The 25198-nt window shown below is 66.4% G+C and carries 18 protein-coding genes, 1 tRNA gene and 2 pseudogenes; 11 read left to right on the top strand and 10 right to left on the bottom strand.

The window, feature by feature from the left end; genetic code table 11:
- Positions 1–225: 225 nt before the first annotated feature.
- The gene (rfbD, locus tag JCR33_RS06290) at positions 226–1110 is read right to left on the bottom strand and encodes a dTDP-4-dehydrorhamnose reductase (RefSeq protein ID WP_198881161.1); all 885 of its coding nucleotides are present in this window, start codon (positions 1108–1110) and stop codon (positions 226–228) included.
- Between the two features lie 3 nt (positions 1111–1113).
- Positions 1114–2883, bottom strand: coding sequence for a cation:proton antiporter domain-containing protein (locus JCR33_RS06295; RefSeq protein ID WP_198881162.1), 1770 nt, complete (start codon positions 2881–2883; stop codon positions 1114–1116).
- 239 nt (positions 2884–3122) lie between these two features.
- Between JCR33_RS06295 and JCR33_RS06300 the strand changes: the two genes are divergently transcribed.
- From JCR33_RS06300 to JCR33_RS06310, 3 genes are all read left to right on the top strand, one after another.
- Positions 3123–4622, top strand: coding sequence for a TrkH family potassium uptake protein (locus tag JCR33_RS06300; protein WP_198881163.1), 1500 nt, complete (start codon positions 3123–3125; stop codon positions 4620–4622).
- Positions 4622–5839, top strand: coding sequence for an O-succinylhomoserine sulfhydrylase (metZ, locus tag JCR33_RS06305; protein WP_198881164.1), 1218 nt, complete (start codon positions 4622–4624; stop codon positions 5837–5839). The genes JCR33_RS06300 and metZ overlap by 1 nt, the downstream gene beginning before the upstream one ends.
- 143 nt (positions 5840–5982) lie before the next feature.
- The gene (locus JCR33_RS06310; RefSeq protein WP_198881165.1) at positions 5983–7206 is read left to right on the top strand and encodes a glycerophosphodiester phosphodiesterase family protein; all 1224 of its coding nucleotides are present in this window, start codon (positions 5983–5985) and stop codon (positions 7204–7206) included.
- Between the two features lie 63 nt (positions 7207–7269).
- On the opposite strand, the gene recQ is transcribed toward JCR33_RS06310, so the two are convergent.
- Positions 7270–9147, bottom strand: a complete 1878-nt coding sequence (gene recQ / locus JCR33_RS06315; protein WP_198881166.1) for a DNA helicase RecQ — start codon at positions 9145–9147, stop codon at positions 7270–7272.
- On the bottom strand, positions 9144–10217 hold the full coding sequence (locus tag JCR33_RS06320) for a 2'-deoxycytidine 5'-triphosphate deaminase (RefSeq protein ID WP_198881167.1): 1074 nt from the start codon (positions 10215–10217) through the stop codon (positions 9144–9146). The genes recQ and JCR33_RS06320 overlap by 4 nt, the downstream gene beginning before the upstream one ends.
- 150 nt (positions 10218–10367) lie before the next feature.
- Here JCR33_RS06320 and JCR33_RS06325 point away from each other — a divergent pair, with 150 nt between their 5' ends.
- On the top strand, positions 10368–11723 hold the full coding sequence (locus tag JCR33_RS06325; RefSeq protein ID WP_198881168.1) for an ABC1 kinase family protein: 1356 nt from the start codon (positions 10368–10370) through the stop codon (positions 11721–11723).
- Between the two features lie 30 nt (positions 11724–11753).
- On the opposite strand, the gene JCR33_RS06330 is transcribed toward JCR33_RS06325, so the two are convergent.
- Positions 11754–12671, bottom strand: coding sequence for a homocysteine S-methyltransferase family protein (locus JCR33_RS06330; protein WP_198881169.1), 918 nt, complete (start codon positions 12669–12671; stop codon positions 11754–11756).
- 282 nt (positions 12672–12953) lie between these two features.
- Here JCR33_RS06330 and JCR33_RS06335 point away from each other — a divergent pair.
- From JCR33_RS06335 to JCR33_RS25615, 7 genes and pseudogenes are all read left to right on the top strand, one after another.
- Positions 12954–13030 (top strand) — tRNA-Met (locus JCR33_RS06335).
- A gap of 1135 nt (positions 13031–14165) precedes the next feature.
- Complete coding sequence (locus tag JCR33_RS06340) at positions 14166–14681, top strand: type I restriction-modification system subunit M N-terminal domain-containing protein (RefSeq protein ID WP_211110091.1); 516 nt, start codon at positions 14166–14168, stop codon at positions 14679–14681.
- Between the two features lie 124 nt (positions 14682–14805).
- Entirely contained in the window at positions 14806–15276 is a 471-nt protein-coding gene (locus JCR33_RS06345) for a restriction endonuclease subunit S domain-containing protein (protein ID WP_198881170.1), read from the top strand.
- Between the two features lie 3 nt (positions 15277–15279).
- Complete coding sequence (locus tag JCR33_RS06350) at positions 15280–16416, top strand: DUF4268 domain-containing protein (protein WP_198881171.1); 1137 nt, start codon at positions 15280–15282, stop codon at positions 16414–16416.
- Positions 16416–16694, top strand: a complete 279-nt coding sequence (locus JCR33_RS06355; protein WP_198881172.1) for a hypothetical protein — start codon at positions 16416–16418, stop codon at positions 16692–16694. Before JCR33_RS06350 ends, JCR33_RS06355 begins: the two co-directional genes overlap by 1 nt.
- On the top strand, positions 16691–17119 hold the full coding sequence (locus JCR33_RS06360) for a hypothetical protein (protein WP_211110122.1): 429 nt from the start codon (positions 16691–16693) through the stop codon (positions 17117–17119). Before JCR33_RS06355 ends, JCR33_RS06360 begins: the two co-directional genes overlap by 4 nt.
- A 146-nt stretch (positions 17120–17265) precedes the next feature.
- Positions 17266–17490: pseudogene (locus tag JCR33_RS25615) on the top strand (type I restriction enzyme endonuclease domain-containing protein); the annotation flags it as partial.
- A 68-nt stretch (positions 17491–17558) separates the two neighbouring features.
- Here JCR33_RS25615 and JCR33_RS06370 read toward each other — a convergent pair.
- From JCR33_RS06370 to JCR33_RS06390, 5 genes and pseudogenes are all read right to left on the bottom strand, one after another.
- Positions 17559–17903 (bottom strand): annotated as a pseudogene (locus tag JCR33_RS06370) (restriction endonuclease); the annotation flags it as partial.
- Between the two features lie 64 nt (positions 17904–17967).
- Positions 17968–20868, bottom strand: coding sequence for a DEAD/DEAH box helicase (locus JCR33_RS06375; protein WP_198881173.1), 2901 nt, complete (start codon positions 20866–20868; stop codon positions 17968–17970).
- Positions 20865–22058, bottom strand: coding sequence for an EH signature domain-containing protein (locus tag JCR33_RS06380; protein WP_198881174.1), 1194 nt, complete (start codon positions 22056–22058; stop codon positions 20865–20867). Before JCR33_RS06380 ends, JCR33_RS06375 begins: the two co-directional genes overlap by 4 nt.
- A gap of 128 nt (positions 22059–22186) precedes the next feature.
- Entirely contained in the window at positions 22187–23125 is a 939-nt protein-coding gene (locus tag JCR33_RS06385) for a hypothetical protein (protein WP_198881175.1), read from the bottom strand.
- Positions 23122–25071, bottom strand: coding sequence for a hypothetical protein (locus JCR33_RS06390; RefSeq protein ID WP_198881176.1), 1950 nt, complete (start codon positions 25069–25071; stop codon positions 23122–23124). The genes JCR33_RS06385 and JCR33_RS06390 overlap by 4 nt, the downstream gene beginning before the upstream one ends.
- Between the last annotated feature and the right edge of the window lie 127 nt (positions 25072–25198).

Below are 25198 nucleotides of genomic sequence, written 5' to 3' on the forward strand. Positions count from 1 at the left end.
GCCCGCGCCGAGCCCGCCTCACGCCCGCCGCCGCCAACGGCGAACGGGCTCCGAGGAAAATAGTCACCGTCCGGGAACCAATCGGGCGCGCCGCCGTTGTTCGTCGGCACGGACCGCACCCACCCCTTCCGGTCCGCGCATCCACCTTCGACAGCCTGCTCTTTGGGGCCGCATCCCGCGGCCCCATTTTTTTTGTCCCGAGCGGCCCCGGCTGGGCGGCGGTCCTCAGCGCGGGGCGGCGCCGGCAAGACGGTCGAGCGTGACGGCGAGGCTTTCGCGCCAGGGCGGCAGCACGATGCCGTAGCGCTCGGCGAGGCGGGTGGTGTCGAGACGCGAATTGGCCGGCCGCCGGGCGGGCGTCGGATAGGCCGAAGTCGGAATGGGCTCCACGACGGGCGGCGCGGCGGTGCCGGCGAAGATCGCTTCGGCGAGACCGTGCCAGCTCGTCTCCCCCGTGCCGGCAAGGTGCAGGATCTCGCCGCCGCTCCCCCACCCGTCCCGCATGGCGGCAAGCCTCAGGACGGCGTCGGCGATGTCGAGGGCGCTCGTCGGGTTGCCGACCTGATCGGACACCACGCGCAGACGATCGCGCTCGGCCCCAAGGCGCAGCATCGTCTTCACGAAATTCTTGCCGAAGGGGGAATAGACCCAGGCCGTCCGCAGCACGAGGGCGCGGCCGCCGGCCGCCATGACGGCCGCCTCCCCCTCCGCCTTGGTGCGGCCATAGACGCTCGCCGGGGCGATGGGATCGTCCTCGCGATAGGGCCGGTCGAGCGTGCCGTCGAACACGTAGTCGGTGGAAAGGTGGACGAGCGGAATATCGGCCGCGGCGCAGAGGCCGGCGAGCGCGGCCGGCCCCGCCGCATTGAGCGCGGCGGCGGCCTCCGGCTCGCTCTCGGCCTGATCGACGGCGGTGTAGGCGGCGGCGTTCACCACCACGTCGGGCTCGACGCGGGAGATCGCGGCGGCGATGCTCTCCGGCCGGCAGAGATCGAGGTCGGGACGGCCGAGCGCCACGACGTCCGCCGCGCTCGGACCGGTATGGGCGGCGGCGCGCTCGACGAGCGCCGTCGCGACCTGGCCGGACCGGCCGATGACGAGGCAGCGCATCGCCTACGCCCTCCGCCGCGGCAGGGCGGTCGCGAGCTCGCGCTTGCCGGCCTCCCGCTCCTCGCCGATCATCGCGTGAGCCGCCTCGCGGGGGAAGCCGAGGGCGACCAGCGTCTCCTCGCCCATCTGCAGCGAGGCTTCGAAGGCTTCGAGCACCACCTCGTCGGCGCCGAGCCCATAGAGTTCGGTGGCGTGCACCTTGTCGCGCGCCCGCGCCACCACCGGCGTGGAGATCTCCAGATGCCGCAGGTTGCGCAGCACCGCCACGTTGGCCGACGGATCGTCCATCGTCAGGATGATCGCCACCGCATCGGCGGCGTGAACGTTGGTGAGGACGTCGGCGCGCCGCACGTCGCCAAAGAACACGGGCTTCGAGGCCTTGCGGGCCCGCGCCACCGACGTCGCGTTCTGGTCGAGCGCGATATAGGGGATGCGGCGCTTGTCGAGCAGCTCGCCGATCGCCCGGCCGATGCGGCCGAAGCCGGCGATGACCACGTGACCCGACAGGTGCTGCCCGGCAAGGCTCGCCGACACCGGTGCCACCGAGCTGCGGGCCGCGATGCGCAGGGCGAGGGCGTGGATCGGCCCGGCGAGCGCGGTGGTCAGCGCCATGGTGATGCCGGAGGCGACCACCAGAATGCGGGCGACCTCCAGCGGCACCACGTGGGTGGAGGAGGCGAGCGCGAGACCCACCAGCGAGAATTCGCCGATCTGCGCGAGCATCAGCGCGCTCTCGACCGCCACCGCCAAAGGCTGGCGCATCGCGAGGCAGAGAACGAGCAGCACCGCCGCCTTGATCGCGATGACCCCGCCGATGGTGGCGAGCAGCGTCAGCGGCGCGTCGATCACCACGCGCGGGTCGATGGTCATTCCGACGGAGAGGAAGAAGAGGCCGAGGAGCAGGCCCTTGAACGGCGCGATCTCCGCTTCGAGCTGGTGGGAGAACTCGGTGTCGGCGAAGACGAGGCCGGCGAGGAAGGCCCCGAGCGCCATGGAGAGCCCGGCCATCGACGTCGCCGTCGCCGTGCCGATGATGACGAGGAGCGCCGCGGCGGTGAACATGTCTCGGTCGCGCCGGGCGCCGACGAAGTGGAACACCGGCCCCACCACGCGCCGGCCGAGGAAGAGGATCGCCGGCACCAGCACCGCCGCCGCCGCAAGGCTCACGACGAGGCTCTTGATGAGCGCCTCCTCGCTGCCCCCCGCCATCGAGCCGATGACGAGGAGGACGGGCACCACCGCGATGTCCTGCATCAGGAGCACGGAGAACATCACCTGCCCCGGCGGCGAGGCGAGGCGGCCGCCGGAGATGAGGAGCTGCACCACGATGGCCGTCGAGGAGAGCGCCAGCGAGGCTCCGATCGCGATCGCCGCGCCGGCGGTGAGGCCGGCGAGCACGCCCGCCGCGGCGAGCGCGGCGGCCGTCGCGAACACCTGCAGCCCGCCGAGACCGAACACCAGCCGCCGCATGGCCCAGAGCCGCGGCCCGGAAAGCTCGAGCCCGATCAGGAAGAGGAGGAAGACCACGCCGAGCTCGGCAATCTGTCGCACCCCCTCGATGTCGGGGATGCCGAGCTCGGAAAGCGGCAGGCCGGCGATCTCGAGCCGCACCGAGCCGAGCCCGAACGGTCCGACGAGAACGCCCGCGACGAGATAGCCGAGTATGGGGTTGAGGCCGAAGCGCTGCAGGATCGGCACCAGCACACCGGCCGACACCAGGAAGATCAGTGCCTCCTTGAGGTGAGGCAGCGCGTGCGTGGCTTCATGCTCCATCGGCTACTCCGCTCGGAATCCGCCCCTTCTCATAGCCTGCGGGAGGGGCGAAATCCTAGTCACACCCGCATTTTAGGCTCCGACGGAACGCGCCGGGAGGCCTCTCCACCCTGTGGCGGTCCTGCCACGGCGGCGGACCGTTTGGTCCCCGAGCCCCCGGTTGAGCTTCCGCCGGATGGACGGCTCGTCTATTTGCGCCGCACTTTGTCCCTCGGATCGCGTCTCAAGGCGGAACCTTTGTGGTTGAGCTGACCCGAACGCCCGAGCGTCACCGGCACGTCCCCCGCGCCGTGCAGCAGTTGCGCCCGGCACTGTACATATCGAGCTATTTCGGACTGATCCTCGCCGTGGCGATGATCGTTCCGGCCCTGCTCGATGCGGCCGACGGCCGCGAGAGCTGGGCCGTGTTCGCGGTCTCGTCCGGCGGCGTGTTCTGCGTCTCGGTGCTGGGCGTGGTGTCGCTGCGCCAGCCGATGCCGGCCTTCACCCCGCGCTTCGGCTTCCTCCTCACCACCGTGCTGTGGCTCGTGTCGGGCGTCATCGGCGCCCTGCCCTTCTGGCTGTCCGACCTCGACATGACGCGCGCCGCCGCCTTCTTCGAGGCCGTCAGCGGGCTCACCACCACCGGGGCGACGGTCCTGTCCGAGCTCGACTCGATGGCCCGCTCCTACCTCCTGTGGCGGTCCATGCTGCAGTGGTTCGGCGGCATCGGCATCATCGCCATCGGGCTCTTCCTGTTTCCGTTCCTGCGCATCGGCGGCATGCAGGTGTTCCGCACCGAGTCGTCCGACCGGTCGGAGAAGGCGCTGCCCCGTCTCGTCTCCATCACCCGCGCCCTCTGCCTGATCTACGTGCTCCTCACCCTCCTGTGCGCCATCGTCTACGCCGCGCTCGGGATGAGCCTCTTCGACGCGATCTGCCACGCGATGACGACCCTCTCCACGGGCGGCTTCGCCAACCACGACCGCTCCTTCGGCTTCTTCGAGGACCCCCGCATCCTGTGGGCGGCGGTGTTCTTCATGGCACTCGGGGCGATGCCCTTCGTGCTCTACGTCGAGATCCTGGTGCGCGGCCGCTTCACGATGTGGCGCGACTGGCAGGTGCGCACCTTCCTCGCCGGCCTCGCCGTCGTCATCACCGTGCTCGCGCTGTGGCTGGAGGCGACGCGCAACATCAGCATCCTGAGCGCCTTCACCCAGTCGGCCTTCAACGTCGTCTCGGTGGTGACCACCACCGGCTACGCCTCCGACGACTACGCCTACTGGGGCCCCTTCGCCTACGGCGTCTTCTACATCCTGACCTTCATCGGCGGCTCGTCGGGATCGACGGCCGGCGGCATCAAGGTTTACCGCTTCATCATCGTGTTTCAGGCGCTGCGTCGGGCGTTCACGCGGCTCGTCTATCCATCCGCCGTGCAGCCATTGCGGTTCGGCGAGCGGGTGATCGATCAGGACGTCTACGACAGCGTCGTCATCTTCTTCATCGCCTTCTTTCTGGTGTACGGATTGACCATCCTCGCCTTGTCCCTCGCCGGCCAAGATTTCATCACGGCGTTGACCGGGGCCCAAACAGCGCTCACAAACGTGGGACCGGGGCTCGGAGAGACGATCGGACCGGCGGGCAACTTCGCACCGCTCGGTGAGTTCGAGCTCTGGCTTCTGTCATTCGTCATGATCCTCGGCCGGCTCGAGATCATGACGGTGCTGATCCTGTTCACACCGGTGTTTTGGAGGGATTGATGGACACGTCCGACTGGGGCCTCGCCACGCGCATGGTCCACGACGGCACGATGCGCTCGCAGTTCGGCGAGACGTCGGAGGCGCTGTTCCTCACCCAGGGCTTCGTCTACGACAGCGCGGAGGAGGCGGAAGCCCGCTTCGCCGGCGAGGCGGAGGGCTACGTCTATTCGCGCTACGGCAACCCCACCGTGTCGATGTTCGAGGAGCGCATGGCCGCGCTCGAGGGCGCCGAAGCCGCCCGCGGCACGGCGAGCGGCATGGCCGCCGTCACCGCCGCCCTCGTCGCGGCGCTGAAGGCGGGCGACCACATCGTCGCCGCCGGCGCTCTCTTCGGCGGCTGCCGCTACGTGGTGGAAACCTACCTCCCCCGCTTCGGCGTGGAGGCGACCATCGTCGACGGCACCGACCTCGACGCCTGGAAGGCCGCGGTCCGGCCCAACACGCGCGCCTTCTTCATGGAGACGCCCACCAACCCCACGCTGAGCCTCGTCGACATCGCCGGCGTCGCCCAGATCCGCGACGCGCTGGCGCCGGAGGCGGTGATCGTCGTCGACAACGTGTTCGCCACCGCGATGTGGCAGCATCCGCTTGAGCTCGGCGCCAACGTGGTGGTCTATTCGGCGACCAAGCACATCGACGGTCAGGGCCGATGTCTCGGCGGCGTCATCCTGTCGTCGAAGGAGTGGGTCACCGAGAAGCTCGACGTGATCCTGCGCCAGACGGGGCCGGCGATGTCGCCGTTCAACGCCTGGGTGATGCTGAAGTCGCTCGAGACGCTGCCGCTGCGCCTGCGCACCCAGACCGCGTCCGCCGAGGAGATCGCCGAGGCCGTCGCCGGGCACAAGGCGGTGAAGCGCGTGTTGTATCCGACGCGCGACGATCACCCCCAGGTGGAGCTCGCCCGCCGGCAGATGCTGAAGGGCAGCACCCTCGTCGCCTTCGAGGTGGACGGCGGGCGCGAGGCCGCCTTCGAGGTGGAGAACGCCCTGCGGCTCGTGAAGATCTCCAACAATCTCGGCGACGCCAAGAGCCTCATCACCCACCCGGCGACCACCACCCATCAGCGCCTCACCGACGAGCAGCGCGCCGAGCAGGGCATCGGCCCGGGCCTGCTGCGCCTCTCGGTGGGCCTCGAGGAGACGGCGGACATCATCGCCGACCTCACCCAAGCCCTCGACGCGGCCGCCGGCATGCCGCGGATGCGCTCCGCCGGCTGACCCGCCGCCGATCCGCCCGATACCCGAAGCCGCCCCCGACGGGCGGCTTCTTTCGTCGGGGCTTTGCAAAAGCGTCATCCATCCGACGCCGTGCTGTCATCGAGCCGAGGGAGAAGGTGCGCACCTTCGACCGGAGAGCTCCGATGAAACACCTCGCCCTTGCCGGCCTTCTGGCCGCGCTCCCCCTCGGCATCAGCCTCGCCCAGGCCGCCGACCACGGCCCGATCGCCCTCACCTACGGCAATCGCCCCTTCTTCCTCATCGACAAGATGGAAGACGGTCCGCTCAAGGAGAAGCTGACGGCCTGCATCGGGCAGACCCCCAAGACGACGACCTTCTCCATCGGCCACCGGGGCGCGCCGCTGCAGTTCCCCGAGCACACGGTGGAATCGAACCTCGCCGCCGCGCGCCAGGGCGCCGGCATCCTCGAGTGCGACGTCGCCTTCACCGCCGACAAGGAGCTCGTCTGCCGCCACGCGCAGAACGACCTCCACACCACCACCAACATGGTGGCGAGCGATCTCGCCGCGAAGTGCACCACCCCGTTCAGCCCGGCCGCCGACGGCAAGCCGGCGAGCGCGGAGTGCCGCACCTCCGACATCACCCTCGCCGAGTTCATGACGCTGCAGCCGAAGATGGACGCGGCGGACAAGACCGCCACCACCGCCGAAGCCTATCTCGGCGGCGTGCCGGCCTTCCGCACCACGTCCTACGCCGATGGCGCGCACCTGATGACGCACGCCCAGTCGATCGCGCTCTTCAAGGAGCTCGGCGCGAAGTTCACGCCTGAGCTGAAGGACCCGGCCGTCACGATGCCCTTCGACGGCTTCACGATGGACGACTACGCCCAGAAGATGATCGACGAGTACAAGGCCGCCGGCATCCCCGCGAGCGACGTGTTCGCCCAGTCCTTCAACCTCGACGTGGTGCGCTACTGGGTCGAGAACGAGCCGGAGTTCGGCAAGCAGGCCGTGTTCCTGGTCGAGCCGCAGGACGACAATTGGGACGAGCAGGACCCCTCGACCTGGGCGAACAGCCCCGCCGAGATCGCCGGGATGGGCATCAACTACCTCGCCCCCGCGATCTTCATGATGCTGACGCTCGACGAGAACGGCGACATCGTGCCCTCGAAGTATGCCGAAGAGGCGAAGGCCGCCGGGCTGAAGCTGATCGCCTGGTCGCTGGAGCGCTCCGGCCCGCTCGCCACGGGCGGCGGCTGGTACTACCAGTCGATCACCCCCGCCATCGACACCGACGCCGACTACTACAACGTGCTGAACGTCCTCGCCCAGGACGTGGGCGTCGTCGGCGTGTTCTCCGACTGGCCGGCGACCGTCACCTACTACGCCAACTGCTACGGCCTCTGAGGCCCTCGAGCCTCGCCCGTTCGACGCGCCGGGCCCCGGGTCCGGCGCGTTTTGCGTTGGTGGTCAGGAGGGCGCCACGCCCTCGCGGATCACCTCGATGAAGGCCGGGGCGAAGTCGTTGAGCTTGCGCTCGCCCACCCCGTGGATGCCGCGCATCTCGCCGAGCGTCTCCGGCTTCTTGGAGGTCATCTCGATGAGGGTGCGGTCGGAGAAGATCACGTAGGCCGGCACGTCCCGCTCAGAGGCGAGGGTGCGGCGCAGCGCCTTCAGCGCGTCGAGGAGCGCGGGGTCGGCATCGCTCGGCAGCTCGGCGGACGCCGATTTCGACGCCTTCTCCTTGAGGGAGAGCGCGTCCTTGCGCAGCGTCACCTTCTCCTCGCCCTTGAGGACGCGCCAGCCCGCCTCGGTCAGGCGCCAGGCGTTGAAGCGGTCGGCATCGGGGAAGGCGTAGCCGATCGCGCCGAGCTGGCGGTAGATGGAGCGCCAGGAGGGGCGCGACTGATCCTTGCCGACGCCGAAGGTGGGCAGCGTGTCGTGGCCGCGGGAGGTGACCTTGTCGTTCGCCTCGCCGCGCAGGATCGAGATCAGATGCTCCACGCCGAAGCGCTCGCGGGTGCGCGCCACCGCCGACAGCGCCTTCTGGGCGAGGACGGTGGCGTCGAACATCTCGACCTTGCCGTTGCAGAGGTCGCAGTTGCCGCAGGGCTCGGACTGTTCGCCGAAATAGGCGAGAAGCACTTGGCGCCGGCAGGTGGGCGCCTCGCAGAGCGCGACGAGCGCGTTCACCTTCTGCCGCTCCACCTCCTTCTGCTCCTCGGAGGCCTCCGAGGCTTCGATCCACTGGCGGAACTGGCGGATCTCGTTGAAGCCGTAGAGGGCGTGGGCGGTGGCGGCGAGCCCGTCGCGCCCGGCGCGACCGATCTCCTGATAGTAGCTCTCGATGTTCTTCGAGAGGTCCATGTGGAAGACGAAGCGCACGTCGGGCTTGTCCACCCCCATGCCGAAAGCGATGGTCGCGACCACGATCACCCCGTCCTCGCGCAGGAAAACGTCCTGGTTGTGGTCGCGCTCCTGCCGCTCCAGCCCGGCATGGTAGGGCACGGCGTTGTAGCCCTTGGCGGCGAGGAAGGCGGCCGTCTCGTCCACCCGTCGGCGCGACTGGCAGTAGACGATGCCGCTCTCGCCCTGGTGCGCCTTGAGGAAGGCGAGGAGCTGGGCGCGCCCGTCCTGCCGCGCGGTCATCGCGAGCGAGATGTTAGGGCGGTCGAACGAGCGCAGGAACACCTGCGGCGGCCGCTCGAACAAGCGCTCGGCGATGTCCTTGCGGGTGATCTCGTCGGCGGTCGCGGTGAAGGCGACCGTCTGGCGGATGGCGAGATCGGCACGGACCTGGCCGATCATCCGATATTCGGGGCGGAAGTCGTGGCCCCATTGGGACACGCAGTGCGCCTCGTCGACGGCGAGCAACGAGATCGGCGCGTCGCGCAGCGCCTCGATGGTCTCCACCGACGCGAGCCGCTCCGGCGAGATGTAGAGGAGCTTCAGCTGGCCGTTGCGCGCCCGCTCCAGGGTCCGGCGGTTGTCCTCGTAGTCGTTGCCGGAGTTGAGGCTTTCGGCGGCGACGCCGAGCGCCTTCAGCGCCGACACCTGGTCCCGCATCAGCGCGATGAGCGGCGAGACCACGATGGTGACGCCCGCCCGCATCAGAGCTGGGAGCTGGTAGCAGAGCGACTTGCCGCCGCCCGTCGGCATCACGGCGAGCACCTCCTCGCCGCCCGTCACCGCCTCCACGATCTCCGCCTGACCCGGCCGAAAGGCGGCGAAGCCGAACACCTCGCGCAGGATCTCCTCCGCGCCGCGACCGTCGCCGCCGACCGGCGTGGAGGCGGGCGTGAGATCGAGCGTCGGACCGGGGTCCTCCGGGTCGAACCAGTCGGTCACGGGGCCGCCATGAAGTGCTTGGAGAGCTTCAAGGTCTGCGCCTGGTAATTGGACTTGATGTCTTGACCATATAGCACATCCGGAATTTCAGCCATACGTTCATACGCCAGCTTCGCCACAACTTGACCGTGTTCGAGAATGAACGGCACCTCGCGCGAGCGCACCTCCAGCACGGCCCGGGCGGCCTGCCCCTCGCCGTGGCCGAAGCCGGGGTCGAAGAAGCCCGCATAGTGGACGCGGAACTCGCCGACGAGGGGGTCGAACGGCACCATCTCGGCCGCATAGGCCGGCGGGATCGCCACCGCCTCACGGCTCATCAGGATATAGAACTCGTCGGGATCGAGGATGAGGGTGCCGTCGGTGGACTGGAGCGGCTCCCAGAAGTCGGCCATCGCGAGGGCGTCGCGCTTGTCGACGTCGATCAGCCCGGTGTGCCGCTTGGCGCGATAGCCGACGGGACCGCCGCGGGGCTTGAGATCGATGGTGACGTTGAGGCCGTCCTGGATCCGGGCCGCCGGGGTGGCGAGCGGCGTTGCAGCGTGGAGCGCGGCGAGGGTCTTGTCGTCGAGCCGCGCATCGCCGGAGCGGAAGCGGATCTGGCTGAGACGGGAGCCCGCCCGCACCAGCACCGGGAAGGTGCGCGGGCTGATCTCCACCGCGAGCGCCCCGTGATATCCCGCCGGCGCGAAGTCGAACCCCCCTGCCCCGTCGGCGATGACGCGGGTGAAGACGTCGAGCCGGCCGGTGGAGCTCTTGGGGTTGGTCGAGGCGGAGAGGCCCGCCGGCAGGTCGAGCCGCTCCATCAGCGGGACGAGATAGACGCACCCCGTCTCGAGCACCGCCCCCTCGCTGAGGTCGATGGTGTGCAGCGTCACCCGCTCCACCTTGTCGGCGATGGCCTCGCCCTCGGCGGGCAGGAAGCTCGCCCGAATGCGATGCGCCTTGGTGCCGAGGCGCAGGTCGAGGCTCGCCGGCTGGAGTTGATCGGCGAGAATCCCCGCCTCGGCGCGGATCGCCCCCCGCGCCACCAGCCCATCGATCGCCTGCCGCGGCAGAATGCCGTCCGCCATCAGTCCACCCCTTTTTTCCTGGCCTATCAGGCGCGGGGCGCCGCTGCACGAACGAAGCGCCGACGATCCTCGTTTTCCAGAGCCTCGCCCCATTCGCCGCATGTGGAGCGCGCGCCGATGCTCTATATCGAGGATCGACGGGAGACGAGGATGGATCGAGAGCGCAACAGATTCTCCGGCCGCGCGAGCCGCTACGCCCGCGTCGGCGGCAACATGTCGGGCATCGCGGCGAAGATGGTGGGGGCGCGCCTCTTCGGCGGTTCGCTCGATCACGACGAGAATGCCGCCGACATTGCCCGCGCCCTCGGCGGCCTCAAGGGCCCGCTGATGAAGGTGGCGCAGCTCCTGTCCACCATTCCGGACGCGCTGCCGCCCGAATATGCCGCCGAGCTCGCGACGCTCCAGTCCAACGCCCCGCCGATGGGCTATCCGTTCGTCAAGCGCCGCATGGCCGCCGAGCTCGGGCCCGACTGGCTGAAGCGCTTCGCCCGCTTCGACAAGGAGCCCGCCGCGGCCGCTTCCCTCGGCCAGGTGCATCGCGCCCTCACCCATGGCGGCGAGGAGGTCGCCTGCAAGCTCCAATATCCCGACATGGATTCGGCGATCGAGGCGGACCTCAAGCAGCTCGGCCTGATCTTCAGCCTGCACAAGCGGATGCGGCCGGGTATCGACACCTCCGAGATCCGCGTCGAGATCGCCGACCGGCTGCGCGAGGAGCTCGACTATCGCCGCGAGGCCCGCGCCGCCCGCCTCTACGCCCTCACCTTCGCCGACGATCCGATGATCCGCGTCCCCGAGGTGCACGACGACCTCTCCACGCGCCGCCTCCTCACCCTCGGCTGGCTCGACGGCCGGCGGCTTCTGGAATTCAAAGAGGCGCCGCTCGCCGAGCGCAACGCCATCGCGCACGCCCTCTTTCGCGCCTACTGGCACCCCTTCGCCGACATCGGCGTGATCCACGGCGATCCGCATCTCGGCAACTACACCGTGTTCGAGGAGGACGGGGTGCCCGCCGGCATCAACCTCCTCGACTATGGCTGCATCCGCATCTTCCCGCCCTCCTTCGTCGAGGGCGTTGTGGATCTCTACGAAGGCCTCCTCCACGGCGAGGAGGCGCGCGTCGTCCACGCCTACGAGACCTGGGGCTTCAAGGGCCTCTCCAAGGAGCTGATCGAGATCCTCAACATCTGGGCCCGCTTCATCTATGGCCCGATCCTCGACGACCGCGTGCGCAGCCTCGCCGACGGCACCAAGCCCGGAGAATACGGGCGGCGCGAGGCGTTCAAGGTGCACCAGGCGCTGAAGGAGCGCGGCCCGGTGACGGTGCCGCGCGAGTTCGTGTTCATGGACCGCGCCGCGGTGGGTCTCGGCGCGGTCCTTCTCCATCTCCAGGCGGAGCTCAACTTCTTTCAGATCTTCCAGGGCGAACTCGCCGCCTTTCCGCCCGAAGGCGTCGCGGCGCGCCAGGGGAAGGCGCTCGACGCGGCGGGCCTTCCTCGCCCCTGACGCCCGGACGGCGGGCCCCCGCCGCCGGTCTCAGCAAGCGACCGGCGACAGTTCCGACACGATGTGGTGGATGTGCCGGATGTCGGTCCCGCAGCAGCCGCCGAACACGGTGAGTTCCGGCAGCGCCTGCGTCAGCGCACGATAGTGCGCGCCGAGCGCCGGCGGATCGCCGATGTCGAGCGTCTCGGCCGCGTCGAGCTCGGCGTGCGACAGGCACGAGGCGTTGGCGCGCAGGCCGCGGATACGCGCCGCGAACGACCCGTCGAGCGCCTGGGCGAAATGTTCCGGATGGGCGCAGTTCACCATGTAGTAGGCGACGTAGCCGTCCGTGCGGGCGTCGCACTCCTCGATCGCCTCGCCGAGCGGCTGGCCGGACGGCAGTCGCCCGTCGGTCTCGGTGGTGAAGGAGATCACCACCGGCATCTGCGCGTTCTCCGCGGCGAGCGCGATGCCGACGGCCTCGTCGACATAGGTCATCGTGAGGGCCGTCACCATGTCGGCCTTCGAGAAGGCCGCGATCTGGCGCACATGGTAGGTGGCGGCCTCGCCGGCCATCATCATCTCGCCGGCCTTGTAGCCGTCGCCGCGCGGCCCGATCTGGCCGGAGACCAGCGTCGGCGTCGCCCGATAGTCGAGTTCGATCCTGCGCAGGAAATCGATCGCCTCGCAGTTGATCCGGTCGAGGGCGGCGGCGTTGTAGCCGACCTCGCGCCCCCAGTCGGGGTTGGAGCGCCAGGTGGGCGCCTCGAAGATGAAGCCCATGCCGTGACGTTTCGCGACGTCGGCGTGCTCGCGATAGTAGGCGTCGAGCCGGGCCCGCCCCCGCACGTCGTCGAGCAGCACGAAGGCGGCGAAGGCGGGCAGATCGCGGCCGTCGTGAAACACGAGCGTGGTCTCGAGCCCGCTGTCGGTCAGATAGCGAACATTGGTGTCGAGAGGGGTCGACATTTGTGGGCCTCCTGATGAGAGCGCCGGCGCCGATGCGCCTGCGGCCTCTAACGTGGATGCCCCCCGACGGTGGACAATGCGGCTCGCCGGGGTTTCGGGGCGGATTGCGCCAAAGCGTGATGGAGATCACGGTTTCGACGTGATCTCCATCACACTGCGTGCCACGGGCATCCCTCTGGCCCATCCACAGCCATGCGAATTTGTGACGATTGAATGTCGGCACCCCCCTTTATCTTCGGCGGCACCGTTGCTACATGACCCCTGTCGCCACGGCGGCGCTGGCGCGGGGTGGAGCAGCCCGGTAGCTCGTCAGGCTCATAACCTGAAGGTCGCAGGTTCAAATCCTGCCCCCGCAACCATTGATTGCGAACAAGCCGAGCCCTGCGCTCGGCTTTGTCGTTTTCGGGCCGGATCGAAGGTCAGAAGGCCCGCCAGCTCGATCGTCAGACCGTCACCGTCCGGTGCCAGCTGAGCCGCCCCCCAGTCTGGTCGTGGTACATCGACGTGCCGAATTCGAACGTCCGGCATGCTCGCCGGATCGACGCGCCTCACCCCCACCAGACTTCGTCCACCAACTTGCGCTTCCGGACAGTTTTCGAAGCTTTCTTCGGATCTCACCTTGCAGTATCTCGCGATTGAGATTACTTTATAAAGTTCGAGTTTACACGAAATCATGTCGATATTTCTTTAATACTACAATGGATAAAATTGTCGGAAACGGGAGCATGGTCATTGCTCACTCCAACGGTGGGAGCAATGCGAGACGTTGCACGAGCTGCCCGTGCCACCACCCATGCGAGGAGGGGGACGAGCGCAATGAGACCTTGGGGTCATTGGGTCTCAGACGAGGCAATCATCGTCTTCGAGTTCGTCGCTCGGTTCCTTTGCGTGGAACCGTGCGCAACAATGACCGAACAACGGGAACGAGAGCGGATTCAAGGCCGGACGACGCCTGCGCCGGGAGGCGCCGGGATCACTGTCGCCAAATGCTCCGGGAACGGTGCTCCCTGCGCGGCTTCAGCCAGCAGGTTGATAGGTTGTCGTGAACCGCAGTGCACCCTCGGTTCCGCCGCCGGCGATGATTCCGCGGCGCAAAAATTCCGAGGTGGCGCATACTCAGCTTCTGAGTTCCCTGCCAGTACATCGATGCCACTCCAAAATCGGTCCGTGTGCGGCTCGCACAGCCCACTGGGCACTCACCATAGTCGGCAACATGTATTCGCCGAGGCGAGAGCAATCTGGTACTCAATACCCAGGGTCTATGCGCAGAACTGATCCCGCGGCTGAGCAACCCCAAGCAACACGGCCTCGGCGTGAAACTCGTCGTGACGCTGGGGCGACATGTGCGAATGGCCGAAATACAATGGAAGATCGACGTCGTGCGCACCGGCTTCTTCGCCGAGTTGCCGAGCGACATTATAACGGCGTGAAATGGAGCCGACCCGGTATCTGGCGAGGAGCAGACAAGGCGTCATAGCAGAACGGAGAATTCGGGTGTCGATCGAACGAACGTTGTTTCAGGCCGCAGACCAGATGCGCGGCGCGATGGATGTGGGAGAATTCAAGCACGTCGCGCTGGCAATGCTATTTCTGCGGTACGTCTCGGCCGTATTCGAGCTGCAGCGGCAGAAGCTGGAGGCCGAGGAGTTCGCCGACCCGGAGGACCCAGAGGGGTACCGCGCCGAGAACGTCTTGTGGGTGCCGGAGCCAGCGCGCTGGTCCCACCTCGCGGCGATCGCCAAGTCGCCGGAGATCGGCGTCGAGATCGACAATGCGATGCGGGCGATCGAGACCGCGAACCCATCGCTGAAGGATGCGCTGCCAACAGTGTCCGGGCGCGAGAGCCTCGACCGGGGCATCGTGTCGGGTCTCATCGACCTCTTCACGAACATGCCGATCGAGGGCAAGCGAGGCCTCGGCCCACGTGGACGAAGCCACTGCTGTCCTTTTCCCCGCCCGCTTCGGCAACGACAGCCTCCCGGATGGGTGAACGCCCTCGTCCCTTCCTGAAGTGGCCAATGTGCGCTCAGGTGGCAGGCCGTCGAAACAGGCGGCCGATCTTGGGGGTGGCCAGGTCCCGTGGAATAGCCCCAAGGTTATGATTGGCCCACACGTCTACGACTCGGAAGGTCAAGTGACTGAGCACGTAATTGGTCGAGGGACGAAAATCGTACCCGCAGGTTCCACTCTCATCATGGTGCACAGGACGAGCCCGCACGACGGTATGCGAATTACGCAAGCCCAGCGCGATGTTACTTTCAATCAAAATGTGAAGGCGCTCGTTCCAATGATCACCGACCTTGGTGCACTGATATTTTCCGGGCATCTTGATGCAGCAGGGGAACTTCACAACGCAGTCGAATCTTCCGGACATGAGGTCGGCCGACTTCCAAGCGCGACTTTGGACAAATTGATGTTCACTTGCCCTCCAGACGATACGGCTACGGATCTGGGCGCTCCACTGAGTGGCCTCAACGCCACACTTCGGTCGAATGAGGAGCAGTCCCGCACCCTCGCCGCTCTCCGCGACACCCTCCTCCCCAAACTGATGTCCGGCGAGATGCGGGTGCACGAAGCCGAACAGCGCGTCGCGGAGATCGTCTGAACCATGTTTCGCATCGATCGCGCCAGCAACCGCATCCACCGCCTCGAACAGAAACGCTTTGCAGACCTTGGCTTGCGTGAGCGCGATCATCTCCAGGAGTGGCTTGCCAACATGCCGGATGCACTCGGCGAGGAGCTCCTCATCATCCAGAAGGAGTTCGACGGTTTCGACGACACCCGCGAACGGCTCGACCTCCTCGCCCTAGACAAGGAGGGCCGCCTCGTCGTCATCGAGAACAAGCTCGACGATACCGGCCGCAACGTCGTCTGGCAGGCGATCAAATACGCCGCCTACGTCTCCAGCCTGACGCGCGCCCAAATCGTCGACATCTACCAGGCCTATCTCGACCGACAGCCCGAGCCCGGCAACGCCGCCACGCTCATCTGCGAGTTCCTCGAGGCGGACGATCTCGAAGAGCTCGTCCTCAATCCCGGCAACTCGCAGCGCGTCGTCATGATCGCGGCGAACTTCCGCAAGGAGGTCACCGCAACCGCGCTATGGCTTCTCCACCACGGCATCGCCACCCAGTGTTTTCGCGCCACGCCCTACGCCATGGGCGATAACCTCTTCCTTGATCTCCAGCAGTTCATCCCTGTACCCGATGCCGAGGAATACATGATCGGAATCGCCTCGAAAGAGGCAGAGGAAAAGACGGCAGAAGGCGCCAAGAATTCTAGACAAGATCTGCGACGAGAATTCTGGGAGAAGACACTCACCGCGATGCGCGAAGCGGGCGTAACGATCTATCAGAATGTAAACCCAGGCCGGGATCAATGGCTGACCGGCAGCACCGGCATCTCGAATTGCACATTCAATCTCATCTTCGGCAAGGCCGAAGCGCGGGTAGAGGTCTACATGTCCCGCCCGAACGGCTCGGAGAACAAGGCCATCTTTGATGCGCTGATGGCCCAGCGTGAAGCGATAGAGGCTGACTTTGGCGCCCCGCTCGTTTGGCAGAGGCTCGACGACGCCAAGTCCTGTCGCATCAAGTACGCAAAGCCCTTCGACGGCTACAACCGCGCCAACTGGGACGAGATCACGGCCTGGCTGGTCACCAACATCCAGAAACTCGACCACGCCTTCCGCGGCCCGCTCCACGAAGTGCGTCATGTCGTTCGCGCAGCCGGGGAGACGCTCTGATGGCGCATGAACCGGAAGCCGAGCTCGAGGGTTTCGCCCTCGCACTCCTCGATGAACTCGGCGTGCCGCATGCCCACGGCTCGGCCTTCGCCCCCGAAAGCGCCAACGCGCCGCGCGGAAGCTGGCGCGAGACGATCCTGCGCCCGCGCCTCAAAGCCGCCGTCGAGCACCTCAGCCCGCACCTGTCGCCGAGTGCCCGGCGCGATACGGTCGCCAAGGTGGCTGACTCGGTCTTCCCTGATCCGATCGCCGAGAACGCAACAAAATCGTTCTCCTGACCGATCGCAACGACCTCGACGACGAGCTCTTCGCGACCGTCGCCCGCTGCGCCGCCCTCTTTGGAGAAACGCCGGAGCAGGCCGAGGACGTCGCGCATCTCAAGTCGCTTCTCGCCCGCAAGATCGGCGGGCTAGTCTTCACGACGCCTCAAAAGTTCAAGCCTGAGAAGGGCGAGACCGAGTTTTCCATCCTCACCGAACGCTCTGATGTGATCGTCTTCGTCGACGAAGCTCACCGCCCTCAGTACGGCTTCGCGGCGAAGATGGATGGGGCCGGCGTCATGCGATACGGCTTCACCCATCCCCTCCGCCGGGTGCTGCCGAACGCAGCCGTTGTCGGCTTCGCGGGAACGCTGGTCGAGCTCGTCAACACCAACGCGTGCGCCATTTTCGGCGACAAGATCGACGCCTACGACATCGCCTAAGCGGTTGCCGACGGCGCGACGGTGCCGATCTATTACGAGGCGCGCGTTGCGAAGGCCGAGATCGCCGACAACCTTAAAGGCCCGGCTCGACAAAGACCAATGGCAAGGCCGAGTGCTTCGTTCAAACCCTTCTTCGCGAGTGGGGGAACGAGCAGCTACTGGTTATTGCGGCAGAACTCGTTCGAACGATCCGTGAGAGGGCAGCGATCGACTGGTGGCCTAAGGAGAACATGCGCATGGCAATGCGTGTCGCGATCCGTCGCATTCTGAGCAAACACGGATTTCCGCCTAACCTCCAAGATGAGGCGACCAAGCCCGTGCTTCGCCAAGCTGAAGCCCTCGCCGATCAATCTCGCCTTCGCGCCGCATGACTTTGACCTCGACGGGCTCTACGGGATGGAGCTACTCCCAGGCCACGCTCCCCCTCCGCCGCACACAGTTAGCCACGCAGAATCTCGCCGATACGCGCTAGTGAGCTACGCGTGATCAGTATCACGTTGCGGTCTTCCAGAGTGCGGCGGACCTCGGCCGCGAAGCCGCGCGCGTTAGTAACGCCGACGAAGATCGCGTCGTCGGCCGCCCAATTGCGCCGAACTCTCGCTTCATCGGAGAGGATACCGCTGTTGACGCCGAGATCGCGAGAGGTGTTCTGGGTGTGCTTGTACTGGATGAGATGGGTGACCCGCCCCGCGCTGTCGCGAACGACCACATCGGCGCCACCGTCACCGGTTCGCCCCGTTCGCTCCGCGTGCATACCTGAGGTCCTGCATGCGTTGGCGACCCACTGCTCAAACGAGACTGCCCCCCCTAGCGTCGATCAGGGCGAGAGCGCAGGAGCCGGTATCAAATCAGGATGCGCCCTCCGAGAATCCATCATCGTCGGTTGCGGACCCAGCTATGTCGCCGAACTCCGACGCGGAGATTTCCGCCGGCATGAACAAGGTTTGGGACATCTTTCGCTTACGCGTCAGGATGCCATGTAGCACGCGGTCATATGAGGCAGCGCCAAAGCCGGGGTGAAGGGCCATCGGCAGGTGAACGGTGACCGGACGGGTCTGACCGATCCGATACGCCCGCGCAGTGCACTGATCCTCGACGGCCGGGTTCCACCAGCGGTCGAGATGGATGACATGGGTCGCCGCTGTGATGTTGAGCCCGACCCCGGCCGCCCGCGGTGATAGGATCAGCACGCAGAAGCCCTCGGCGGCGCTGAAACGGTCGACGATCTCCTGCCGGCGCCGTGCCGGCGTTTCGCCGGAGATGATGTCGGGCGCGGGAATGCGGTAGCGCTGCGCGAGGAGATCGGACAGGACGTCCTGCATCCGTCTCGCGTCCAGAAAGACGAGGGCCTTGGCGCCCTCGCGCTGCACGTCGTCGAGGATCGATACGGTCTCGGCGAGTCGCGCGGACAGAGATATGTACGCCTCATCCGACAGGTCCGGTTCGTTGCTACGGTCGACGGGATGAAGCGAGATCGAGCGCATATCGTGGAGCACCCGCAACTGCTCGCGACCACCTTCAGCCCGGGCGCGGGCGACCACATGTTGGTAGGCCTCAGCCTGACGGCCGGCCATTTCGCGCTCCACCGGATGCGGGATCAGGGGTGGCAGATCGACGACATCAGTTTTCAGCCGACGCAGGACGAGCGGTGGCAGGCCCTCATCGTCACGCTCCAGCAGCGCGGTGCGCAACTCACAGAATGGGGTGAGGTCCTCCAAAGACGGGTCGTACCGGTCGACGAAGTCACGCAACGTGCCGAGGACGCCGGGCTGGATGAGGTCACAGATCGACCAAAGGTCCGCCATGTGATTCTCGACCGGCGTGCCGGTCATCGCGATGGAGAAATCCGCATTGATCGCCTTCACCGCGTTCGTCAGGCGCGATTTCGGGTTCTTCGCCTTCTGCGTCTCGTCGTAGACGGCGATGCCGAAGGGAATTGCCGCGAACGAGATCGCGAAATCCCGCAGCGTTTCATAGGTGGTGAGGACGAAACCGGCCGAAGCGATCGCCTCGATATTGAGGTGCCCCGTGCCGGTCGCTTCCTCCTTGCCGGTTCGCGTGCGCAACAGCTTGATCCCGGGACCATACGCCGTGAGCTGCGGGCCGAGCGGAGTGGCGAGGTGGGTCGCGTGCTCGCGCGTCCAGTTGTCGAGAAGGCTGGTCGGCGCCACGATCAGGATCGGACGGGGCGCGGTCGACGCCGCACGCCACCAAGACAGGAACGCCAGAACCTCGATCGTCTTGCCGAGACCCATGTCATCGGCGAGCAGCGCACCGGGACGACCAGCCGTGTAGCATTCGCAAAGCCATGCGAGGGCCTCGACCTGGTGCGGACGCAGTTCGGAGCGCAACGACGGCGTCGCGTCGTTCATCTCGCGGGCACGTGCCTCGCGCAGGTGATCGATCTCGGTGTAGTTGGTGAGGATGACCGGCGCATGCGGCCCGGAACGGATGTGATCCGTGTCACCGGCGGTGTCCGACTGCCCTTTCTTTTCAGACGACGTCGGCTCGTCCCGATCAGGAGGCCGTGACACCGCATCGAGGCCCGCCAGCGTGCGCTCGACGTCAGCGGTGGCAGGCACTTCTACATCACCGACCTGCGCCGTCGATGCCCCGTCCGCCCGCGCCTTCTGCACGGCGGCGAGGGCTGGCGGAACGCCTTGCGCTTCGAGGGTCACCAGCTTGTCGCCGAGGAGGATGGCGAACCGCTCGGGCAACCAATTGTTCGGTACGCTCTTGATGAACGGGAGCTCCGGAGGCACCCACGGGCCGATCTCGCGGACCCGCTCGGAGTAGGTTGCCGTCTCGACGAAGCGCGGTGGCTCCGTGTCCTCCCCATCCGGCTCCGGCAGCGCTCCGGCGTCGGCAAGGACGCGCTCGGGGCGCTGGACGAAGTCGACCCGTTCCGCGTTGGGCGCTCGCTGCTTCTCATGCACGACGCCGAGCGCACGGCGCAGCGCCGGATCCACGAACACGTACTCTCCGTTGCCCAATACGAAGGCCGGCATGACACCACGACCGCGGAAGGTCGATCGGAAGCGCTCCTGTTCGGCGTCTCCGAGGAGGGGTGAGGGCTCGCCGCCCTCCTTCCACTCCGACAGCAGCACAGGGTCGAACTCCACCTCGCCGTCCACGGTCCGCACGTCGAGCAACATCGTGTGCGCGTGGTGCAGGCGGATGCGCTTGAGGAAGGTGTCGGGCTTGATGTTGGCCTCATCCGGCAACAGCGCCTTCAGGGCTGCGATCGCCGCAAGCCGCTGGTCTGCGTCATGCGCGTGGTTGATCGCCTCTGCTGCGTCGATGACGCGCCCGACACTCTCCGGCACGCGGAACAGACGAGCCCCGACCCGGGCGCTTGCCCCACGCCGCTCGATCCTGACGATCCCGCCGGACGGATCGACGAAGCGGGCCACCGCCCGGAAGCGGTCGGAGGCGATGTTGTCACGCGTTGCAATCTCGAGCGTGAAGGGAAGGGTTTGCGGCAGTCCGAGCGCATCGGCCTCACCCACATCGAGACGGGCAGCGCCTCGGTCGTGGATCAAGACGTCGTTGTCGCGCATTTCCGCGAGATCGTCGGCGAGAAGGGCACGCAGGGCGATCCGGCCGGCGGACGTCGCCGGAAGCCCATGTGCCGCCCATTCCGAGGTGGCCAGTCGGCGCGTCGCACGGCGGAGCAGGCCGCGGGCCGTCTCCTCGGCGGCGATGACAAAGCCCCCGTCGACGGCCTTCGAGACAAGGCACGCCGTCATGGCATCAGACCCGTGTGCTCGGCGATGACGCGCCGGGCTCGTTCGCACCACAGCGGGTAGGAGTCATGACGGATCCCATCAACTGCGCGGCCGTACTCGTTACGGACCATCATCGATCCGTCACGCAGCTCTGCGCCCGAAAACTTCTGCTGCTTCAGATCCGGTGCGGCGTGGTCGCCCTGCGGCCAAAACCTCAGCGTGCCGTCGTGTGACCACTCCGCGACGATCAAGCTTCCGATGTGCATCAAAAGCACGGACTGATCCGTGTCTGCCCCACTCAGATCGGCCCATCGCATATGTTGGTTCGTCCGCTGGCGAATCGAGTCCGCGAACTCTCGTGCTTTGCTTCCAAAAACGACATGCACGTCGGTTACGAAGTTCGCTTCGAAGTAGGGGAGCCAAAAGTCACGGCGGTGCTCCCATTGCGGAATGGCCGTCTTGTTGATCACTTCGATGAAGAGGTGAAGCGTCTCGATGGCGAGCCAGCGGCGCACTGTGTTGACGCAGCGATCGGAAAGATGGGCTTCGGCCAACATCGGGCGACTCGTCGTTGGCAGGCGAGGGTCACCGTAGGCGCTACGGATCCATTCGATCACGCGTTGCTTTGCGCCTTCGTTTGGTGGCCGGTCGAAGTAGGGCCTCACCAGCGCCGGGTAAAGATACTCCGTGAGCGGCGCGGTGAAGCGTCCGTCCCCGTCGCGCATCTGGCCGAGGACGTGCTCGATCAAGTCGGTCCTCCCGGCGAGCGCTTCGATAGTGCCGGCCGCCGCGCAGGCGCCAAGACGCGAGCGCAACACGGATGGGCGCATCGCGCGGAGTGGACCGAGTCCGGCACCGGATGGATCAGCGAGCGCATCCGAGACGCGCATCAGTGCAAGTTGCGGCCGGTGGAGGTCATACGCGTGGATGGGGCCGGCGATCCTTGGTGACAAGCGCGGCAGGAGGGCATCGACGGCGCCTGCGAGCTCCTGGGTCGGGAAAGAATCGGCGGTGAAGGTGCGCAGGTATGCGGCCCAGAGAGCGCGGGCTGACGGCGGGTCATCGCGCCTCAATGCCTCCCGGACGAGTTGGCGAAACCCGTCCGGGGCCGCGTTGTCCGCGACTGTGGGCTGCCAAAGGCCAAACCGAAGCGCCGAGCGGGACAAGGCCGGCACAGTGTTGTGCGCGAGCGCGGAAACGAGCTCGTCCATGCGATTCTTGTCGGCACCGAGCCGCCGAGGACGCGGCGCGATGGAGGCGACGCGGGCAACCATGTGCGATGGCGCAAGAGGTGTGAAAACCGGGGGGCGAAAAACATCGAGGGCGTCTTGAAGGCGGCTCATTGGCGCGCCGCGACGAGGCTTTCCACCCGCTCAAGCGTGTCGCTCCGCGGTGTGTGCATCAGGATCCGGAGATCGATGCGACGATCACGCGACAGGTCGGTGTTCCCCCGAATCGGCCGTGTCTCGCCATAGGCCGCAACGTTGAGCACCGGCTCATCATCAACCGAGAGAAAATCCGCTAGCATCGGCTCGACAGCGAGCAGGCGGCGGTATGTCGTTTCCGCGCGCCGCGCCGACAGTCCGAGGTTGTCGACGACGGTCGAAGCAAGCGCACCAGCGACGGGCACTCGGTCGGTGTGTCCTTCCACGAAGACCGCCTCCACAAAGGCCGCATCCGGATTGCAGGATGCTTTCGGCTGAGATGCGGGCCCGCGGGTGAAACAGGGCAGCACACGTGCGAGCGCTGCCGCCAGTTCGGCAACCGCCGAGGCGGCTCGGCCGCCCCCGATCGTATAGCTACCGGAGGCGAACAGCAGATCGTTCGGCAAACGCACAACCCCCTGCTCTTCGACGATCTCGACATCGATGCCGACGGCGCGCATCGCGCTTTGGATGCTCCGCAGGATCTCGGTCCGCCGCGCGTCGGCAGCTGCGAGATAAAGGCTGACGCGGTCGGCGCGGGTCATCAAGAGCTCCGCCTTGAGGCGCTCGATCTCCGCTCGCAGGTCGTCCGCCGTTTGCTCAAGCTCGGCAATCGTTTCGCGCTGCTTCGCGTTCTCGACTTCGAGCCGTCCGACCTCCGCTTGTGCGTCGTCGCGCTCGGCAACCATCTCCTCATAATCCTGACGCGACACCACGTCCGGGTCCGCGTCCGTGATCTGCAAGGCGAAAAACATGATGACGATGATGAAGACGAACAGAAGGCCGACCATGATGTCGGTCATGGATGCGAAGTAGCCTTCATCCTCCTCGTGCAGGGCGTCACCGTCGATCATACGCGAGCGCCTTGCGGCGGCGATTGGGATGCGCGGTTAAGACCTGAGAGGTCGTCGACGAGCTCCTGCAGCTCGCCGACCGCGCTTGCGAAGGCGCGGTCGATTTCCTGCACGTGGTGAGCAAGATCGCGTTGTTGCGCCGCAATGACCTCTTGGAACGCCGTGAAGGCGGCCGCAAACCGGTCGTCAAGATTGTCGTAGCGGGCCACGTGCTGAGACAGCGCCTCTTGCGCGGCTTTGAGTGTCTCGGCGATCCGGTCCGCCGTCTTGCTCGTGTCGGCCGCGACGCTTTCGGAACGGCCGGCGAGTTGCTCCGCGGTGGTCTTCAGAGTCTCGATGGCCGCGCTCACGACACTGCCGGAGCGATCGAGCTGATCCGCTAGGGTGAGAGACCGGGCGGCGATCGTCTCCTGGCGCTCCGTAGCCGTCTCGGCGGCCCGCGTCGCGTCGATAACGAGGCCGGCAATGGAACGATGCGCCGACCTACTTTCACTCAGGCTCTCGCTGAAGCGCTCTGCCGCGTCGACCATCGTTTGCGTCTGCGCCGCTATCGCAGTCGCCGCGCGGCCGATCGCCTCCCCTGCGGCCTCGACTGGCGCAACGGCTGCAGATAGGCGGACTGCCGCAGCCTCGCTTTCACGCGCCAGACCGGCGCCCGCCTTCGTCGCCGCCTCCTCAAAACCGATGCCTGCTGCGCCAAAGCGGTCCGTCATGGTTTCGAGTGCCTGATCGGCCCCGCGTGTCACGGCGCCGCCGGCAGCTTCAATTGTTCGAGCGGCGTCGCCGAGCGCATTCAGGATCGGCGCCAAACTCGCCTCGATCTGCGCGCTGGCCTCCTCCGCACCTTTGTCGGCCACCTGGCCAAATCGTCCGGCAAGTGCGCTCGTCGCAGTGTCCATCGCGCCGACGGCGGAACTAAGCTGATTCGGCAAGGCCGTGAGCTCGAAGCGCACCGTCTTCAGCGTGCCATCGAGCTGTGACAGCGTGTCGGCGAGCGCGGTCTCGAAGCGATCACCAAGGGTCGATGCGATGCTCGTCCCCGTCTGATCGGCAATGCGATCGAGTTTGGCCGCAACCGCCTCCATCGTAGCTCCGAGGGTGGCATTGAGCGGCGAAACCTTCTCCGCGACTTGATTGCCGATTTGCAGGGCAATATCGGCGGCAAGGTCGCGCATCTGGTCGTTCTGCTCCTTGATGACGCGGAGCTGCTCGACCCGTGAGAGTGCCGTCTCATCGTACTGAAGGCGATCTTCGAGCGCGTGGTTCAGGCTTTGCATCTGGCCGACAAGACTTGCGAAGAGACGTCGTTGGAGGAGGCCGAGCACGATGGAGCACGCCAACGCGGTCGCCGAAGCGTAGAATTTCGCGCCCGCAGTGCCGAGAAGCGTCCCAAGGACGTCCCGCATACCCGTCGGTGTCATTGCTTCGTCGAGGTTGCCGGCCGCGACGGTCAGAGCCGCAATGAGCCCAACGAAGGTGAGAACGAGCCCCAAGCCGACAATGACGCCCGGAAAAGAGCGTACGAATTCGCCCCCCATTCCGGTCGCGCGAAGTGAGATGAAATCTTGGGGGCGGCGCACATTGCGAATGTTGCTGGAGCCGAGCGCGTCGGTGTTGCTGGCATCCGGCTTAATGAGCGTTTCTTCAAACTCGGCCCATGCCGGTCCAATCCGCCCTAGGCGGGCAAGTGCGCTGTTGATCTCATCAAATTCACTAGCAAATGCTCGGCGGCGCGCGTGAACGTCTGATCCAAACGCATGCTCGACGACCCGTCGTGCACGCCAGATTTCGAGGCGAGCCGAGATGTACCAGTCAAGGGTGTAAACACAGACGATCGCAGCGAAGAGTAAGACACCAACCGCCAGCGCACCACCAATCCCCGGACGAGTGAAGATGAGCACTAGACCGTGCAGCAGTTGTTCGACGAGGAGGCCAACCTTCAACATCACTGAAGGACCGTCAAATAACGTCGATAGTCAGTGCGTTAGCCAACCACCCATGCACTGTGCTGACGATTGATGCACTAGGCTCGATGCGAACCATGCTAAAACGCCTCGAAATCGCAGATCTACT

The organism is Acuticoccus mangrovi (genome assembly GCF_016411865.1).
In the GTDB taxonomy this organism is placed as follows: domain Bacteria; phylum Pseudomonadota; class Alphaproteobacteria; order Rhizobiales; family Amorphaceae; genus Acuticoccus; species Acuticoccus mangrovi.